The 17,915-nt window shown below is 33.5% G+C and carries 15 protein-coding genes; 9 read left to right on the plus strand and 6 right to left on the minus strand.

The genetic code is table 11. From position 1 onward, the window contains the following. The first annotated feature begins 13 nt into the window (after window positions 1-13). From GWI59_RS16805 to GWI59_RS16835, 7 genes are all read left to right on the plus strand, one after another. A complete protein-coding gene (locus tag GWI59_RS16805; RefSeq protein WP_036911923.1) occupies window positions 14-772 on the plus strand; it encodes a fimbria/pilus periplasmic chaperone in 759 nt (252 codons plus the stop codon). Window positions 773-784: 12 nt separating this feature from the next. Next, window positions 785-1,330 (plus strand): fimbrial protein, encoded by a 546-nt coding sequence (locus tag GWI59_RS16810; protein ID WP_006534894.1) that lies wholly within the window; start codon window positions 785-787, stop codon window positions 1,328-1,330. Window positions 1,331-1,341: 11 nt separating this feature from the next. Continuing rightward, the gene (locus GWI59_RS16815; protein ID WP_072063565.1) at window positions 1,342-1,827 is read left to right on the plus strand and encodes a fimbrial protein; all 486 of its coding nucleotides are present in this window, start codon (window positions 1,342-1,344) and stop codon (window positions 1,825-1,827) included. Window positions 1,828-1,837: 10 nt separating this feature from the next. Beyond that, the gene (locus GWI59_RS16820) at window positions 1,838-2,386 is read left to right on the plus strand and encodes a fimbrial protein (RefSeq protein ID WP_006534892.1); all 549 of its coding nucleotides are present in this window, start codon (window positions 1,838-1,840) and stop codon (window positions 2,384-2,386) included. Window positions 2,387-2,407: 21 nt separating this feature from the next. Then, complete coding sequence (locus GWI59_RS16825; protein WP_072063564.1) at window positions 2,408-3,235, plus strand: MrpH family fimbial adhesin; 828 nt, start codon at window positions 2,408-2,410, stop codon at window positions 3,233-3,235. A 20-nt stretch (window positions 3,236-3,255) separates the two neighbouring features. Beyond that, window positions 3,256-3,576 carry a helix-turn-helix domain-containing protein gene (locus GWI59_RS16830; RefSeq protein WP_109399221.1) on the plus strand — a complete coding sequence of 107 codons (321 nt, stop codon included), beginning with the start codon at window positions 3,256-3,258 and terminating at the stop codon, window positions 3,574-3,576. 850 nt (window positions 3,577-4,426) lie between these two features. Next, window positions 4,427-6,001 carry an AbgT family transporter gene (locus GWI59_RS16835; protein ID WP_072063562.1) on the plus strand — a complete coding sequence of 525 codons (1,575 nt, stop codon included), beginning with the start codon at window positions 4,427-4,429 and terminating at the stop codon, window positions 5,999-6,001. 61 nt (window positions 6,002-6,062) lie between these two features. Here the strand turns inward: GWI59_RS16835 and GWI59_RS16840 are convergent, their stop codons facing one another. Further along, window positions 6,063-6,452 (minus strand): DUF1992 domain-containing protein, encoded by a 390-nt coding sequence (locus tag GWI59_RS16840; RefSeq protein ID WP_072063561.1) that lies wholly within the window; start codon window positions 6,450-6,452, stop codon window positions 6,063-6,065. Between the two features lie 132 nt (window positions 6,453-6,584). Here GWI59_RS16840 and GWI59_RS16845 point away from each other — a divergent pair, with 132 nt between their 5' ends. Beyond that, window positions 6,585-6,923, plus strand: coding sequence for a carboxymuconolactone decarboxylase family protein (locus GWI59_RS16845; protein ID WP_006534886.1), 339 nt, complete (start codon window positions 6,585-6,587; stop codon window positions 6,921-6,923). Window positions 6,924-7,310: 387 nt separating this feature from the next. Then, window positions 7,311-8,957 (plus strand): lipid IV(A) 4-amino-4-deoxy-L-arabinosyltransferase, encoded by a 1,647-nt coding sequence (gene arnT, locus GWI59_RS16850; protein ID WP_161725135.1) that lies wholly within the window; start codon window positions 7,311-7,313, stop codon window positions 8,955-8,957. Window positions 8,958-9,446: 489 nt separating this feature from the next. Here arnT and GWI59_RS16855 read toward each other — a convergent pair whose 3' ends face one another. The 5 genes from GWI59_RS16855 to GWI59_RS16875 all read right to left on the minus strand — a co-directional run bounded on the left by GWI59_RS16855 (window position 9,447) and on the right by GWI59_RS16875 (window position 17,632). Continuing rightward, entirely contained in the window at window positions 9,447-10,796 is a 1,350-nt protein-coding gene (locus GWI59_RS16855; protein ID WP_202608858.1) for a TolC family outer membrane protein, read from the minus strand. 2 nt (window positions 10,797-10,798) lie between these two features. Beyond that, the gene (locus GWI59_RS16860; RefSeq protein ID WP_161725137.1) at window positions 10,799-12,124 is read right to left on the minus strand and encodes an HlyD family type I secretion periplasmic adaptor subunit; all 1,326 of its coding nucleotides are present in this window, start codon (window positions 12,122-12,124) and stop codon (window positions 10,799-10,801) included. Window positions 12,125-12,140: 16 nt separating this feature from the next. Continuing rightward, window positions 12,141-13,874 (minus strand): type I secretion system permease/ATPase, encoded by a 1,734-nt coding sequence (locus tag GWI59_RS16865; protein WP_161725140.1) that lies wholly within the window; start codon window positions 13,872-13,874, stop codon window positions 12,141-12,143. A 167-nt stretch (window positions 13,875-14,041) separates the two neighbouring features. Further along, entirely contained in the window at window positions 14,042-15,466 is a 1,425-nt protein-coding gene (locus GWI59_RS16870) for a serralysin family metalloprotease (RefSeq protein WP_161725142.1), read from the minus strand. Between the two features lie 369 nt (window positions 15,467-15,835). Continuing rightward, window positions 15,836-17,632 carry a M10 family metallopeptidase C-terminal domain-containing protein gene (locus GWI59_RS16875; RefSeq protein ID WP_161725144.1) on the minus strand — a complete coding sequence of 599 codons (1,797 nt, stop codon included), beginning with the start codon at window positions 17,630-17,632 and terminating at the stop codon, window positions 15,836-15,838. Window positions 17,633-17,915: the final 283 nt, after the last annotated feature.

Consider the following 17,915-nt stretch of genomic DNA (forward strand, 5'->3'; position numbering starts at 1 on the left):
AGAGTAATTTAAGATGATGTTATCAAAGCGCTTATTCATTGTAACAACCACTTTATTGACTGGAATGGTCTTTACTAGTCAAGCCCTTGCTGCGATTGCTTTAGATAGAACGCGTGTCATTTTTAATGGTGCTGATAAATCTATTAGCTTAAATGTCAGTAATCAAAATAAAGAGCTACCTTATTTGGCTCAAGGCTGGATGGAAAATGAAAATGGAGAACGTATTGACAGTCCATTATTAGTTTTACCGCCTATTCAGCGTATTGAGCCGGGTGATAAAAGCCAAGTAAAAGTGCAGTCCTTACCCGATATTGCCAAATTACCACAAGATAGAGAAAGCGTTTTCTATTTTAACTTGCGTGAAATTCCACCTCGTAGTGATAAACCTAACGTGTTGCAAATTGCATTACAAACACGAATTAAGTTGTTTTATCGCCCAGCATCGATTTATGCCACACAAACGGATCTCACCCATCCTTGGCAGGAAAAAATTACCTTAATAAAGAAAGGTGATCGCTATGAAGTGAATAACCCAACACCTTATTACGTGACATTAGTGGATGGGTTAACAGGGTTACAAGGAAAAAGCCTCGATGGTTTTGAACCGATCATGATTGCCCCTAAAAGTACAGGAACGATAAATCTGCATGCTTCTGCGTTTGGGGCATCACCTGTACTCAGTTACATCAATGATTATGGTGGACGTCCACAGATGAAATTCACTTGTAATGGCAATGAATGCAAAGTTACAGAAACATCAGCAGGAAACTAATAGGTCTATTTTATGAAAATGGAACAGCGGTTTAGCCTAAGCAAAGCAGTGTTGATTCTTATTTTGGCAACGTTTACTGGAGGCCTAAGTTTTACTGCTGTTGCGAATTTACCCGCTAGAGCGGTGAAAGATGTTATTCCTGGAATCGTTTATATCAATATTTCAGGGAATGTCATTGCGCCACCGCCTTGCTTAATTAATGACGGCAAAATGATCGAAGTTAATTTTGGTGAGGTGATGAGTACACGTATTGATGGTGTTCGTTATAAAGAGCCTATCCACTACACAGCAACTTGCCAAAAAATGCCAACCAATGCCATGAAAGTTTATATTACGGGTGGCGCAACTGGATTCGATTCAAATGCGCTACAAACAAATATTACGGGGTTGGGGGTGCGCATTCTGTATCAGGGAAACTTATTAGATTTAGGTAAGGCGGTGAATTTTACCTATCCCAACTTACCTGAATTAGAAGCAATTCCAGTTCGTGATCAGAATGAAGTCTTAGTGGGTGGTGATTTTGTCGCAAGTGGCACACTGCATGTGGATTATCAGTAAGAGGTCAGAAGATGAATAAATTAAAGTACATATGTCTGATTGCATTACTGAATTCTTATTCTGTCATGAGTGCAGACGCACCTAATATGAAATTATATGGCACTTTATTAGTACCGCCTCCTTGTGTCATTAGTAACAACGAACTGATTGATGTCTATTTTGGGCACAATGTAGGTATTCATAAAGTAGATGGCATTAACTATACCGAATCAGTGAATTATCGATTGGTCTGTGATCCAAATTTAAAAGGTTGGGATTTAGGGCTTTCTATTATTGGCCCTAAAACACAGTTTGATGAAGCTGCGCTACAAACCAATATTCCAGATCTAGGTATTCATCTAACGCAAGATGGTAAGCCTTTTAAATTAAACGAGCGTATTGCGATATCACCGGATAATCCACCTGTGATCCAAGCGGTGCCCGTTAAAAGACCCGGTAGCACTTTGCCTGAAGGTGCATTTGAAGTTTCGGCAACACTACTTGCTGAATACCAATAGGAGCGTATTGATGAATATTAAAAGATTATCGATCCCGTTCATATTGGGTCTAGTTACATTTACGGGATTAACATCAACTGCTTTTTCAGCGCCGGACAATATGCGTTTTCACGGCATATTAGTTGACGAGCCTTGCACCATAAAACCCGGTGACGAAACTGTTGAGTTAGATTTTGGCAATATTCCGGACAAAAACCTTTATGCGTATCAAAGAACACCAAGCAAGTTGTTTCAAATACGCTTGTCTGAATGTGATTTAACGATTGGTAAAAGTGTCAAGATCACCTTCAAAGGTGATGAAAATCAAGCCATGGCAGGGCAAGGTTTTTTAGCAATTAGCCCAAGTAGTCAAGCGTCGGGTATTGCTGTTGGTTTGGAATCTGAAAATGGAAATGCGCTACCTGTTAATAAAGAAACAGACAAAATGTCATTAAATGCGGATGACACGATTTTAAATTTTTATGCCTTTATTCAAGGGGAGCCAGATGCGATTGCTAACCAATCCATTAAACGCGGCCCATTTAGTGCGATTGCCACATTCCATTTGAATTATGACTAATTATTAGGGTTGAGGTTTTATATGTCCATATTAAAGCGACTTCCAGCTTTATGTATTGCAATAGGTTTGCTGTTTTCAGCGCCTGCGATGGCATCCATCTTTTCTTATATAACCAAATCAACAGGAACACCAGCAAATGCAACCTATACCTATGTTATTCAACGCTGGGATCCTGAAGATCCTTACACTCCAAATCCTTGTTATGGTTGGAGTCAATGCTGGATAACAATTAACCATAAGCATGATGCTAATGGTTCTCCAGGATCGGCGGTAAGAAGCATTGTCCGTGTTGAAAAAGAGCCTTATTTAGCTGGCGTTCGTGATGCGGTAATGCGAATGGAAAGTTTTCCAATACAAGGCACAGCACGACATGTTGGTGATCCGCTTACCTCAAATCAAGAATGTGTCGGGCTATTTTATGAATCTAAGGAAGGAGGCTGGTCACCAAATGGACGTTTATTACCGGGATCACTATGTGGGATTGCGCCACCACCTGTTGGTGCATGCAAAATAACAGAAGGAGCTGTAAACCTTAATTATGGTGATATTGACGAAGCGAGTTTAGAAAATGCAACACGAGCTAAAAATATTAATGTGACTTGTAATTTAGCTATGAAAGTTCTGGTTATTGCATCAGGCTCAGACAGTGGCCGAGTACCATTGCGACCTGATAATAGCCTTTATGCCGATTTGTTTCTTGATAATTATCCTGGTGAAAAAGGTACAGTAATTAATGTTCCTGCAAATGGAACCATACCTGTAGAGGTTAAATCAATTTTACACACGAATGGTCGCGTTGCACCGGGCTATTTCTCTGGTTCGGGCTCAATTATTTTAACGATGCCTTAATCATGATAATAGGTGAATATATGATGAATTACGATTTTACAGATATTAATGTTAATGCGTTAGTTGGAAAACGAATTCAGAAAAAGCGTAAAGAATTAGGTTACACCGGTATGCAAATTGCTAAAAAAATTGGTGTAAGCCAACAGCAATTCTCTCGATATGAGCGAGGCATGAATAAAATTGATTTAAGTTATCTTGTTTTATTAGCCAATTATCTTAATACACCTATTTATTGGTTTTTTGAAGATTGTTTTATACCAAAATCCTCATCAGAAAATTCGCGCATTGATAAATGTAGCAATATCATCGCTGAAGCAACACCTGATGTTTTTTCATACTAGTGCATATCGCTAGAGGATACTCAAACTTGGTGTTTTAATGCGTATTTTTATTCTTTGATTGATTACCAAATTGGTAAGGCAGGGACATCCCTGCCCTTTTTTTGTTCATAGAAAACCCCTGCAAGGCTGGGGGAGCCCGTAAAGCTTTCAGCTTTGAATAAGCTATTAACTCCTTTTTAATTTGTTAAAACATCTTGCGGTCTGGCAACTGCAAGAGTCAAACAAAAAATCAGAAAGGGGTTCCATGGGGGACGAAAAGAGCTCGGCGCGCACATGCACGATGGAATTGTAAATATCACATTTTATCTTTCAAATATCTGCGACATTCTTTCAAATATTTATTTTACGATTTCTAATTTTCTTTTTTAGATCAGCAATTCTTCATTTATGTATATTAATACGTTTAATATCTACTGCAAAATCACTTACTAATGTTACAAATAATCTAAAGTTTTAACCTAATCTGACTGTTTATTCGTCATTATTTTTTCTCTTATAGTAATTACGACCGTTACTATCAGGTTTGCCTGAGTGTTTAATCGTTTCTGATTATTAATTTAAGGTGTTTTTATCTGCTTTAGGTTAATAAATAATCATAATTATGTTAAAAAATGTTACCTTATGCACATTTTTTAATTTTAGATATTATAAATTAATTTTAATGTAAGTGATTTGTAATTGTGTAATTTTCTTTTATTTTGTTGTTTATTAAGGTAAAAAATATTTAACCTGATAATTTTATACTGATATTTATCCTAAATAAGATGCTTATAAATAGGATTAACAGATAGTCATAACAAAAAGGGTTGTGTACTGTGCATTTTCTGTTTTTTTATAAAAAGGATAAATGATGCAAACAAAAAAACAGGGAGGCAGTCGCTTTCTACGCACAGTGGAATGGCTAGGAAATGCGCTACCCCATCCCGTCATTTTATTTATTATTTTAATTGCTATTTTACTTGTCTCTTCTGCCGTTGGCGAATACTTCGGTGTTACGGTACAAGATCCTCGGCCGGAAGGTGCCAAAGGACGCGCAGAAGATGGCTATATCCACATTATTAGTTTGTTAGATGCAGATGGTATTCGTCGTATATTGGCAAATGTTGTCACAAACTTTACAGGGTTTGCACCATTAGGTACGGTGCTGGTGGCATTATTAGGTGTCGGTATTGCTGAACGTGCAGGTTTATTATCTGCGGTTATGCGTTTAGTGGTAATGAAAGCACCTCGTAAAATGACCACTATGGCAATTGTTTTTGCAGGTATTATGTCTAATACTGCGGCTGAATTAGGTTATGTCGTACTGATACCGTTATCAGCAATTATCTTCCATTCGTTAGGACGGCATCCTCTTGCTGGTCTAGCGGCTGCATTTGCAGGGGTTTCAGGTGGTTATTCTGCTAACTTACTCTTAGGAACGATAGATCCGTTATTATCAGGTATTACGCAACAAGCAGCGCGCATTATAGATCCAGCTTATATCGTTGGTGCTGAAGCAAACTGGTACTTTATGTTTGTCAGTACATTCCTTATTACTTTCTTAGGTTACTTCATTACAGAAAAAATCGTTGAGCCTCAGCTAGGGCCTTATAACGGTAACGAACTTGATGATGAAGAAAATGATTTAAGGAATGCTGCTGAAGTCACGCCCCTAGAAAAGAAAGCATTATGGGCTGCAACAGGAACCTTTATTGTTATGGGGGTGATTTTAGCGTTAACGGTTGTTCCTGAAAATGGCATATTGAGAAACCAAGAGACAGGGTTAATTGGCAATTCTCCTTTCTTAAAATCTATTGTTGTCTTTATTTTCTTATTCTTTGCAATTCCGGGTATTGTTTATGGATGGATTGCTAAAACAATGCGTACAGATAAAGATATCGTTGATGCTATGGCTAATTCGATGAGTACGCTTGGGCTCTATTTAGTCATTATTTTCTTTGCGGCTCAGTTTGTTGCATTCTTTGGTTGGACAAACATCGGTCAGGTTATTGCTGTTAAGGGTGCAGCACTACTTAATAGTATTGATATGCCGAGTGGATTACTATTTTTAGGCTTTATTTTAATCTGTGCATTTATTAACTTAATGATTGGTTCAGCATCAGCACAATGGGCGGTTACAGCACCTATCTTTGTACCAATGTTAATGCTTGCAGGCTATGCGCCAGAGACAATTCAAGCAGCCTATCGAATAGGAGATTCTGTTACTAATATCATTACACCAATGATGAGTTATTTTGGTTTGATATTAGCCGTTGCAACAAAATATAAGAAAGACACGGGGATTGGTACTATGATCTCTATGATGTTGCCATATTCTATTATTTTCTTAATTGGTTGGTCATTATTATTCTACTTATGGGTATTTGTATTTAACTTACCTGTAGGGCCTGGCTCACCAACGTACTATTCTCCAACAGCAGGTTAATTTTCTGCGATGAAAAAAGCTTATACAAGGATGTATAGGCTTTTTCTATTCTGATATTTCATTATTTTTGATCTACTTCTTTTTTATGATTTGCCAATTTTTCTGTTAGTTGTGTAGCATAGTCTGCATGTAAAAACTGAGTATCTAAACCTGCTTGTTGTAATTTTAATTCAAGCAATACTAAACGCTTTTGTAGTGATTCATGCTCTTCTCCTGCTTCATTCAGCGTACTTAGGATTTCGGCTAGAGATAATGCTTCTTTTCTATCTTGCATTTCAGGAGGTAAGAAACCTGCATTTTTTAACAAATGATAGCTAGCTCTAAGTGACTCAGGTACATGACTATTATCATCAATGATCAGCGGTTTACCTTCACCTTTAAGTGATGATAGCTCACCTTTTTGTAGTGCTTGTTCAATATGGCGTTCAGCCCATTCATCAATAATTGACATTGTAAACCTCGTTATTCTGAGCTTATTTTAAGCAGAAAAGATCACTATGCTTAATTTATCTTGATCAAATTATATAATTTGATATTATATTTTTATATTATATAAAAGTATATATTAATAAAGGGATATCTAATGAGTAAGTACAAAGAAATAGTAACAGACATTGCTAGTAATATGGGGGCATTGTCTCAAAATATTCCAGAAGTAATGAAAGCTTTTATGAGCACGACAAAAGCGGGTGGTAAAGAAGGCGCTTTAGATGCAAAAACAAAAGAATTGATCGCTATCGCCATTGCTGTTGCCAATCGTTGTGATGGTTGCATTGGATTCCATACTAAAACTTTAGTCGAACTCGGTACAACAGAACAAGAACTTGCAGAAGCATTAGGTGTTGCTATTTATATGGGCGGAGGGCCTTCAGTTATGTATGCATCCAACACCATGGGCGCTTTTAAAGAGTTTAGTAAATAAGATCCTTATATATCATATAATTTAATAAAATAATCAAAAACCAGAATAAGTTCCTTCTGGTTTTTTGTTTATCTGTTGTTTATGTTTAATTTTTCACCTTCTACCTTCTATCTTTATTTCAATACTAATTAGATTAATCTTTTGATAAAAACTCGCTGCTACTCATAAAAGATTAATAACGCAATATTTAACTTTCCAACTGAATTACAGTTTATCATATTGATTAATATTGAAGATCTTGGTTTTTGATACTCTTTTTTGGTTAAAAATAAAGCAATATAATAATTAATTATAATTTAATAAATAATAATTGAATCTTTTATAGGATAGCTATTCTAAGTGAATGGTTTGTATAAAGTGATCTTGTTTTATTTTAACGAGGAATATATGCGTGTTGATTTTGTAGAAAGATATAAATGGTTTCTACTTTTTATTTTTATATTTTTAACTTATTTCATTCCTCTCGAAACTCGACTGCTCTGGCAACCAGATGAGATCCGCTATGCTGAAATTAGTCGAGAAATGCTTGTATCAGGTAATTGGTCTGTACCTTATATGCTGGATATTCGCTATTTTGAAAAGCCAGTGTTGGGGTATTGGCTTAACAGTATTGCACAATGGTTATTTGGTGAGGGGAATTTTTCTGTTCGTATTGTCGTTGTCACTTCAACTTTATTAACTGGCTTATTTGTTTATCGTGCCGCTATGCTAGTTTGGCATAATCGTAATTTGGCGTTTAATGCACTAGTGGTCTTTTTATCCTCGTTTCTGGTATTAGCTATTGGTACCTACAATATTCTTGATCCTATAGTGACAATGTTTGTCACTATTGCGATGTATTATTTTTTAAGAGGATTATCTGCACAGAATAGAAAATCAAAAATCAGTGCTTATATTTTAGTTGGTGTCTTCTGTGGATTAGGTTTTTTAACTAAAGGTTTTATTGCTGTTGTATTACCTGCATTAGTTTTTGTTGTAACTGCAATTAGCTTATCTCGTTTTAAAGAAGTCCTTTGTTATGCACTAATCGCGCTTATTTCTATGCTTATTATTGCTGGTCCATGGGTTATTTCGGTTGCACTTCAAGCTTCTGATTATTGGCACTATTTCTTTTGGATTGAGCATGTTCAACGCTTTGTTGAAAAGGGGTCTGCAAGATCACAACCTATGTGGTTTTATTTACCTATTATTATTTTAGGTATTTTGCCTTGGTTAGGATTCTTATTTGGGGCTATTAAATCAGCTATTTTATTGAAAAAAGGGACGCTTTATTTTTCATTTTGGTTCTTTCTATTTTTTTCTTTTTTTTCTGCCTCTAGCGGTAAGTTATTAACCTATATGTTACCTTGTTTTGTGCCACTTTCTATTTTGATTGCACATTACATAGAAGAGCTAAGAAATAAACAAAATGAAAAAATTCATAATATTAATGCGATTATAAATACTGTTTTTGGGCTTGTCGGCATTTCTATTATTATTTATTCACTTTTCTCTACACGATTTACGTTATATGAAACAGATGAACAATATAAAGCATTGCTGGGTATTGTTGGTTTTTTATGTTGGAGTGTGATGGGAATTGCTTCATTCTTTAAACCTACTCGGTTACTGACTTTATTTTGCTCAATAGGATTAAGTCTAGTAATTGGATATGTTATTCCTCATAAAATAGAAAGCAAAAGCACCCCTGAAAAGGAAATTAATCATTATTATAATGAGTTAGCAAATAAGCCTTATATTTTAACTGATGAAGTTGGGATTGGAACGTCTTTAGCATGGGGGTTAAAACGCACTGATATTCGTTTAACAGAGACGAAAGGAGAGTTGGCTTATGGTCTAGCATATCCTGATGTGCAAAATAAATATTATGATATTAAGCAGCTAGTTAACTTAATTGAAGCGAATAACTACCAAGGGATTGCAATTGTTTTGGTTCGTCCAGAGCGGAAAGATATATTATCTATTATAAGCCAGTTAAAGGTAAAACCTATCGTAGAAAAGCAGGGTGATTTAACATTTGTTTTCTTTAATTAACTGATTTTAAAATTATTTCTTTCTTTAAATGCGGTTATAAAAGAGTAAATAAATTTAACTTTAAAAATGACATTGATTTGATTTTTTGTGTTGTTTTTATGTGATCAAAGTCCAAAAATGGATTTTGTTGAAAAATATATTTTGCTCTTTTGGGTTTTAATGATAGGTTTAAAATGTGTCCATTAAATCGGAGTTAGCTAAGCATTATATGACAAGTCACTTTACTTTATCAGAACCCCCGCCCAAACAAAATGTACTTATGAATGGGGGTAATTTATGCTGATTTTCCTAGCTGAGTGTTTTATCGGTCTGGCATCAATTGCTCTTACTCACCGTGTACTAATGTTGTACGGTAATAAAAAGAAGTGATGATACCCGCTAGCTAAAATAAGTAATTAACGATTGCTTATAACTAAAAGTCCTATATCTATCCACGATCTAGGACTTTTATAGTTATATTCATATCTGTTATCAAAGAAATTAACAATCCTATTGAAAATAGTCTTCAATTAATTTTATTTTTTCAATATCTAATGTATTAGTATATTGATGCAATAATGCCCAAGCCTGAATGTAATCATATTTAGCTTTAATTAAATCTTGTTGAGAACGATATAATAATTCTTCAGCATTAAGAACATCAACCATTGTTCTTTGTCCGCCAATATAACTTTTTTGAGTTGCATCTAATTGCAATTTAGCAGAGGAAACGGATTGCTCATAGGCATTCAATTTAATATTACTGGTTGTACATATTTGGTATTGATGACGTAATTCTTGCGTGATTTTCTGGATGATTGCATCTCTTTCAAAAGCACTCATCTGATACAAGGCAGTAGATTGGCGCATTGAGGCTGTTGTTTTTCCGCCATTAAGTAAAGGCAAGCTGACATAAAATCCAACGTTTGCTGATTGATATTTTTGATTTACGGTATTATTGCTATCAGAATCACTATTAGAATAAGAAGCATAGAGTTGCACTGTTGGGAAAAATTCACCTCTATTTTTTTCTATTTCTTGTTTTGCTATTGCCATTTCATAACGAGCGGTTTGAATATTGAGGTTGTTTTGCATAGCCTCATTTTCCCATGATTCATAATTATTGGGTGTGATTGGTTGTAATATAAAACTATTATTATTTAATCTTGCTATATGTTCAGCATCAGGTAGTGGTGTACCAATCATTGAACTTAGTTTATTTTTAGCGTTATCTAATTCAAGCTGGATATCTGTATATTGCGATTGAGTTAAATATAATCGTGTTTGGATCTCTGAAATATCTGTTTTTGTTCCTTCTCCTAATTCGAATAAACGCTGGCTTGATATTAGCTGTTGTTTATAAATTTCTTGCTGTGATAGATTTAATAATAATTTATCCTGCGCATAAGCCAATTCTATATAATTATCCACTAATCTGATCACTAGTTCGGAAAATTTAACTTGATAACGACTGTCTGATAATAATGTTTTGATTATTGATGATTTGTAATCACTAAATGCCGTGTAATCAAAGAGTGGTTGGCTAATAATGGCACTGACAGAATGGCTTTGGTAATTTTGATATTCTATTCTTTCCATTTCTCCTTTACTTGTATTAATAGGATAAACTTTTCGTTGCCAATTTCGTGGGTTATTTTGATAATTGACATGTACGCTTGGGAGTAATTGAGATAATCCAATATTTTCATACTCTTTACCTGCAATCTGCTCTTTAATCGCAGCATTAAATGTAGGATCATTTTTTATTGCTAAGAAATAAAGATCAGACAGAGTGATCGCAAAAGCGTGAAAACTTAGCATCCATATAAATAAAATGGCAGAGAGTTTTTTTATTCGCATTATTATTCTTCCGTCAATGAAGTGTGGATCCTATCTAAAACAGGCTTGAAGAGATAATTTAGTAATGAGCGATCGCCTGTGTTAATGAATACATCAACTGGCATTCCTGCCTTTAATTTATTTTTATCGTCTGTAAGGAGGTCATTATCTTTAACATTAATAAATACTTGGTAATAAGGTTCTGTTGTTCTTTCATCAATCAGTCTATCTGCTGAAATTAATGTTACCTCTCCAGGAATTTTAGGTGTTGTATTTTGATTGAATGCACTAAACATTAAATCAACAGGAAGACCAAGAGTAACTTTATCAATAAGGTGAGGGGCTAAGCGTGCCTCAATAATTAATTGATGATCTTGAGGAACGATATCCATTAATGTTTGACCTGTTCTTACAACACCACCTTGAGTAAAAACAGATAAATCCATTACTATTCCCGAAATAGGCGCAGTAATTTGCATCTTTTTTAGTTTATCTATTTCAATGATAAGTTGTTTTTCTGTTTCACTTATTTGTAACTGAACTTGGTTAAGTTCAGTACGAGCTGATTGGTAAAAATTAGCATTACGCTGCGATATTTTTTGCTGATATTCCAATTTTTGTTTTTCTAATGTACTTATTTGCCCATATGTATCATTAAGATGGTTATTATTTTCAGCGAGTTCTCGCTCAATTTCTTGATAACGATGACGAGGAATATAGCCTTCATTAGCAAGTATGTATAAATCTTTGATTTGAGTTTTTAAACTATTGATTTGATGCTGTTTATTTATCGTAGATTTTTTTAAATGAATTAAACGATTAGAAATACCATCAATAATTGCATTATAGCCATTTATTTCACTATGCAATTCAATATACTTTTCATTAAGTAATTTATTTTGTAGCTGGGATAATTTATTTAAATTCTCTGAATGAGAATAATATTTTTCATTAGGATCTAAGATAAATTCTGTTTTTTCATTTAATTGAGCATATAAGCGTTGTTGAGTAACCAGTAAATTATCATATTGTTCTGATAAGGATTTTACTAAGGCTTTTGATTGAATAGGGCTTAATTGAATAAGAGTTTGCCCTTCAATTACGCTATCGCCATTCTTCACTAAAATGTCAGTAATAATACCTTCTACTGAAGCTTGAACACTCTTTTTATTACCTGAAATTGAAACATTACCTTTCGTAGATACGCCTTTATCTAAAGGTGCAAAGGCAGCCCAAAAAATAAAAATAGCAAGACCTAAAAGAATAACTGACCATCCTATTATTAAGAATTTTCTAGGATCATCTGAAATACCATGAACAATATCGATTTCATTTTTTTTTGTGATCATAATAATCTTCTCAATATTAAATATTGCTTTGTGTAATAGGTGTGGTTGTCGGCGTACTTTTGATTACTGATGATTTATTTAACTCTGCAATAACTGCTGTTGTAGAGCCAAATAATTTGGTGTGACCATCGAACAGAACTAAGAGTTTATTGGTTACTGAGAGCAATTGTTTTTGATGAGTAATTAATATAACGGTTTTTTTATTTTTTTTAAGTATTTGAATTGCTTGTATTAAAGCTTTAATGCCTAAATCATCTAAATTAGAATTGGGTTCATCTAAAACGACTAGAGCAGGATCACCATACAATGCTCGAGCTAATGCAATACGTTGTTGTTGTCCTCCTGACAATCCTTCGCCATGAGCGCCAATAACGGTTTCATAGCCATCAGGAAAACGTAAAATCATTTCATGAACATTTGCCATCATTGCAGCTTGAGTGACTTTCTGAGGATCTATTTCAGAAAATCGGGCAATATTTTCGGCAATTGTACCGGGAAAAAGGGCGATTTCTTGAGGAAGGTATCCAATATATTGTCCAACTTCACTTTTATTCCATTGATATATATCTGCATTATCAAGACGTATGTCTCCAGTTTTAACTTCCCATATTCCAACAATAAATTTAGCTAAAGAGGATTTTCCTGAAGCACTAGGGCCAATAATGCCAAGTACATCACTGGGACTTAGTGAAAAATGAATATTATTTAATAGCGTGCGTTCTGTTTGAGGGTATTGAGCTTGTTTAATATTTACTGTTAATTCGCCTTTAGGAGCAGGTAGCGCCATTTTTTTATTTTCTTCCGGATACGTTTTTAATAGTGTGGTTAGCCTTTTGTATGCTTCTTTACTACTATCCCAGTTTTTCCATACACCAATAACTTGTTCGATTGGCGCTAAAGCACGACCTAGTAGTATTGATCCAGCGATCATCATTCCTGGGCTAATTGTATTATCTATTGCTAGCCATCCACCAAATCCTAGCATTAAAGATTGCAGTGCCATTCGAGTCACTTTTGTTATTGCATTAACACCAGCTGCACTATCACTTGCATGAGTTTGTGCCTGTAGATATTTAAAGTGAGTAATTTGCCATTGATTACGTAAATAACCCAACATTCCCATTGCTTCAATAGGCTGTGGATGTTCAAAATGATGACCTTGTATTACTTGTGCTTGATTAGCAAACTCATTGGCTTTTTTTAATGATGATCGAGATAAATATTCATTTAGAATTGCCAAAGAAAATAAAATGACTGCACCACATAATGCAAATAATCCTAACCATGGATTAAATAATGCAATAACAAGAAGATAAATAGGGAACCATGGTAAATCAAAAAAAGTAAAAATGGCGTGACTTGTAATAAATTGCCTAATAGTCACTAAGTCATTAAATGCTAAAGAAGAATTAATTCCGGGGGTTTTGTTTAATTTTGCTTGATATGCAGCAGTATAAATTCTTGAGCTTAAGGATAAATCAAGTTTATTACTCATTCTAATGACAATAATACTTCTTAAGTATTCTAATCCTCCCATAAAAATAAATAATGCTAACATAATAAGTGTCAGCATTAATAAAGTCATTTCATTACCTGAAGGTAATACTCGATCGTAAACTTGTAACATATAAATGGAAGGAACTAACATTAAAATATTTATTAAGGCTGTAAATATTCCAATGGAAAAAAATACTTTCTTTCTCTCTTTTATAATATTGGTTATTTCATTATAGTTTTCGCTTACTGACATAATGTTATTCCTGATTTTATTCCTATCTGTTTTATTGTTATTTACTGCATTTCTTCTATCAATACGGAGTGATAACTCTATCTTTTTTTTAATAAGATAATATAAAAATAACTCCTTATAGGTAAAAGAAAGGTAGGAGAAATATCTTTCTCCTACTCGATGATAAATTAAACAATAAAGTCAGTTTCGTAATTAACAAATCCTACAATGTCAATTTTGAAATCAGGGCTATATCCATAACCATAAGCGTTAATAGCGAGTTCGCTTGAGTTTGTTGATTGATCATATTTAACGGTTGCTTCACCCGAGCGACCTGTAAAGTTGTCAACAAAATTAAGGAATTTATGGCTAAAGGTATTTTCGATTAATTCTGATAAATCAATCTTATCAATACCCGATTTGAAGTCCATTATCTTGTCAGCAGCAGAGACTAGAGAGTCGGAGATCTCTTTATAAACAAAGGTATTGCTACCTGTATCGCCCCATAATGTATCTTGACCACCGCCACCATACAGTATGTCGTTACCACCGCCACCGATGAGAATATTATCAGCATCATTTCCATAGATAATATCATTACCAGAGCCACCGATTGCATTTTCTATTGTAACACCTTGTGCAATCGAAACGTTTTTCTGTAGGCCGCCAACATCAGAGAAATGACCCTCACGTAAATCAATAATTTGATCTTGATAAAATCCTGAGAAGTCGAAAGTATCGTTACCACTGCTATCCCAAACTGAGAATATTAATTTATCATTACTGCTTGTTGCAGTGTAATAATCAATACCTGTATTTGAGTTGAAACCGTAAACATCATCACCTGTTCTGGTCGTTGTATTTGCGCCATAAAGGTATTGCATTGCTGAAATATCATGAAGTAGAGGAGCACCCGCATAAGCACCTTGGAAATGTGCGCCCGTTTCATATTCATCCCAATAGCTCATCACTGTATATTGGCGACTATCTTCAGCGTAATCAGATTTTAAATAACCAGGTACATTTTGGCCTGCGTTATAATCACCAGGATGCATTAAACCAAGTGTATGACCAATTTCATGGATAATAGTTAAACGACCATAATTACCTAATTCAGGTGTTGTGTTACCTGCATAATAATAGTCACTAAACCAAGCTTGGCCTGAAAGATCACGGCCATAACTATAGGTATTTGGCAAAGTTGCATAAGCTTGGAATTGACCATAAGGATCAGTAATATTTCCAAAAGTAATATCTGATTTTGTGCCTGGTGCTACTTCTGTAAATTTGATATTTGCAATATCAGACCATGCATCTAAAGATTGTCTTGCATGATCTTTTTGTGTTGAATTAAACCCATAGGGATTTTTATCACCAAAATCATTAAATTTTTTACCAGCCCAAGTTGGAAATGAATATGTCACTTCTGCTGCTTGCCCAATAATATATTTCCCATTCCATGTGGAATTTTCGCGTGCAATATGTTTTCCTGCGGTATCATAATCAAAAGAAGGAAGAGTCTTAGCTGAGAAATTATAAAAAATTCCACTTTTATCTAATAAATCGGAAACATTAGATAATCCTACTGCTTTTTTTAATAAAGAAGAACCCATAATATCCTCCGGATATCAAGTTTAGGTTAAGTTTATTTTCATATTGAAAATAGTTTTATTATCTGGTGAATGCCAGCGATAATAAAGATAGCCACTTATTGATATTAATCTAGAGGGGGAAAATATGTTTTTAAATAATTGTGAAGTGAGGTGTGTTTTAAGTCAGAATAATTTAATGATGTAAATAAATCCAAAGTTATATTTTCTACAGCGATTTTTTTTATTGTTATTATTATTTTGGATAAGAAAATTTTATACCTTTATAGAATATCCTATATTTTATAAAGTATTTATTTATAACTGAAGTAATTTACTATATTAATTGATAATTACTCATCAAGTAATATAGTAAATAATAGAAATGGTTAATTAACAGAATAAATCTTCATATTCGTATTTTCCTATGAGGTAAATATTTAAATATTTAGGTGTTAATGTTTCTGTTGTATTTATTTTTAAATTTGTAATGTTATTATTATTGTCATAATAAAGTTTACCTTCATTGTTATTTAGATGATTAGAGTTAACAATATTAATTTTTTCTATAAAACTACGATCATCTGTTTTTTTATAAAAAAATAATTTATCAATACCTGATTCAAAATCAGTAATTATATTTGAGGAATCATTATCTTGAGTATTAAAACTAAAAGTATCATAACCTGTACCACCTTTTAATGTGTTATTACCCATTCCAGGATCTAAATGATCATTGCCTTCACCGCCATTAAGTTCGTCATCACCGTCACCACCAAATAAAACGTCATCACCCAACCCGCCATCAAGAATATTATCTCCCTCAGAATCCCAAAGATAATCATCTCCTTGTCCACCATATAGGTGATCGTTGCCATCAGAATCCACTAGAACATCATTATCTTGCTCTCCATATAAGTAATCATTACCTTTTTCTCCATAAAGATGATCATTTCCTTGTCCACCATATAAAATATCATTGCCTCCTTTACCATATAAAGTGTCCTCACCGAGTTTACCAAAGAGGCGGTTATTAGCATCATTTCCAGATATAATATCTGTTTGACTACCGCCTATTGCGTTTTCAATAACAGCATCATAGGCAATAGAAATATTTGCACGTAGTCCTCCTACATCAGAAAAGCTCCCTTCATTCAGATCTATTTTTTGGTCAACGGTATATTTTGAAAAATCTAATGTATCTATTCCACCAGTATCCCAAATACATGCAACAATTTTATCTTCAGATGTTTTTAATGAATAATAGTCTTTTTTTGTATTAGAATTAAAACCATAAATGGTATTACCAATGCGTGTAGCTTTATTCTGTCCATATGTTTCTTGAATAGCGCAAATATCCATTAACTGTGGTGTTAAAGGATCCATACCTTTAAAATCGGCATGTTCATATTTAGGTACGCTATATGCCATTACTGAATATTTGTGGCTGTTTTCTTCACAATTAATTGATTCTTTACGCTTGAATGTATGATGTAGACCAAGAGCATGGCCTATTTCATGATTAATTGTTCGCTGAAAATCGAGTTTATCTTCAAATATATTTTTTGTATTATTAATATGAGACCAAGCATTACTGTTTTTCATGATTAAATAATAGTCATCAATTTCTTCAACCACATGATAAATAATATTTGCTGTAGATTTAAATTGATTTACTCTTATTTGTTGCTCTGGAGTTATTTCTGATTTACGAATATATTCAATATCATCCATTTTAGACATGTTTATCCAAATTTGCCCATTACTACTATAATCTTCAGCTTTCTCTATTTTATTCTTTTTTTTATACTTATAGTACATATTGTATGGAGAATAGGCAAATCCGTTCGTTGAATAGCTTTTATAATTTGCGAGCTCATTAATATTATTATACAGACCAAATTTAATATCTGTATCTTGTTCTCTACTTACTTCAATAAATTTAATATTCGCAACATCTTCCCATTGCTGGAGTTTTTCTCTAACTAAATCTTTTCCTTTTTCTGTAAATGTTGTAATTGTTGTATATTTGTTACCTCTTAATGCAGACCAGTTAGGAAAGCTATAGGTTATTTCAGTATAACCCTTTTCAATATTATAATTTTCCCATTTACCAGTATATTTATTGGTTTTCATTATATTGTAAATATAATTAAATTGAGGTGATGTATATTTTAAATACTTATTCATAATTAATACTCCTTTATTATTTGAACGGCGGGTAGTTTATCAATAACCTGCTAAATACCTTTCAAAAAAAGAAATATTTAAAATTATTTTGAAGCTAATTAATCTTGTGAATTGGTGTTTCAATGAAAGGTGATAAAATTTATCATTATGTAATTCTCTATTTATGTATTTACATCACAGGCTTATTTAATGAGTAATTTATATGGTTTCATTGATTTTATGGATTAATAAATGTTAGTCAATGGATAATAGTGAATAATAAAAAAGTGCTGTTATATCCATT

The sequence above is a fragment of the Proteus sp. G2673 genome, from assembly GCF_009915125.1.
Classification (GTDB): Bacteria; Pseudomonadota; Gammaproteobacteria; order Enterobacterales; family Enterobacteriaceae; genus Proteus; species Proteus penneri.

What these genes read in the sequence shown, in the direction of transcription:
- GWI59_RS16805 (WP_036911923.1), top strand. Translation starts at nt 14, where the DNA reads ATGATGTTATCAAAGCGCTTATTCATTGTAACAACCACTTTATTGACT.
- GWI59_RS16810 (WP_006534894.1), top strand. Translation starts at nt 785, where the DNA reads ATGAAAATGGAACAGCGGTTTAGCCTAAGCAAAGCAGTGTTGATTCTT.
- GWI59_RS16815 (WP_072063565.1), top strand. Translation starts at nt 1,342, where the DNA reads ATGAATAAATTAAAGTACATATGTCTGATTGCATTACTGAATTCTTAT.
- GWI59_RS16820 (WP_006534892.1), top strand. Translation starts at nt 1,838, where the DNA reads ATGAATATTAAAAGATTATCGATCCCGTTCATATTGGGTCTAGTTACA.
- GWI59_RS16825 (WP_072063564.1), top strand. Translation starts at nt 2,408, where the DNA reads ATGTCCATATTAAAGCGACTTCCAGCTTTATGTATTGCAATAGGTTTG.
- GWI59_RS16830 (WP_109399221.1), top strand. Translation starts at nt 3,256, where the DNA reads ATGATGAATTACGATTTTACAGATATTAATGTTAATGCGTTAGTTGGA.
- GWI59_RS16835 (WP_072063562.1), top strand. Translation starts at nt 4,427, where the DNA reads ATGCAAACAAAAAAACAGGGAGGCAGTCGCTTTCTACGCACAGTGGAA.
- GWI59_RS16840 (WP_072063561.1), bottom strand. Translation starts at nt 6,452, where the DNA reads ATGTCAATTATTGATGAATGGGCTGAACGCCATATTGAACAAGCACTA.
- GWI59_RS16845 (WP_006534886.1), top strand. Translation starts at nt 6,585, where the DNA reads ATGAGTAAGTACAAAGAAATAGTAACAGACATTGCTAGTAATATGGGG.
- arnT (WP_161725135.1), top strand. Translation starts at nt 7,311, where the DNA reads ATGCGTGTTGATTTTGTAGAAAGATATAAATGGTTTCTACTTTTTATT.
- GWI59_RS16855 (WP_202608858.1), bottom strand. Translation starts at nt 10,796, where the DNA reads ATGCGAATAAAAAAACTCTCTGCCATTTTATTTATATGGATGCTAAGT.
- GWI59_RS16860 (WP_161725137.1), bottom strand. Translation starts at nt 12,124, where the DNA reads ATGATCACAAAAAAAAATGAAATCGATATTGTTCATGGTATTTCAGAT.
- GWI59_RS16865 (WP_161725140.1), bottom strand. Translation starts at nt 13,874, where the DNA reads ATGTCAGTAAGCGAAAACTATAATGAAATAACCAATATTATAAAAGAG.
- GWI59_RS16870 (WP_161725142.1), bottom strand. Translation starts at nt 15,466, where the DNA reads ATGGGTTCTTCTTTATTAAAAAAAGCAGTAGGATTATCTAATGTTTCC.
- GWI59_RS16875 (WP_161725144.1), bottom strand. Translation starts at nt 17,632, where the DNA reads ATGAATAAGTATTTAAAATATACATCACCTCAATTTAATTATATTTAC.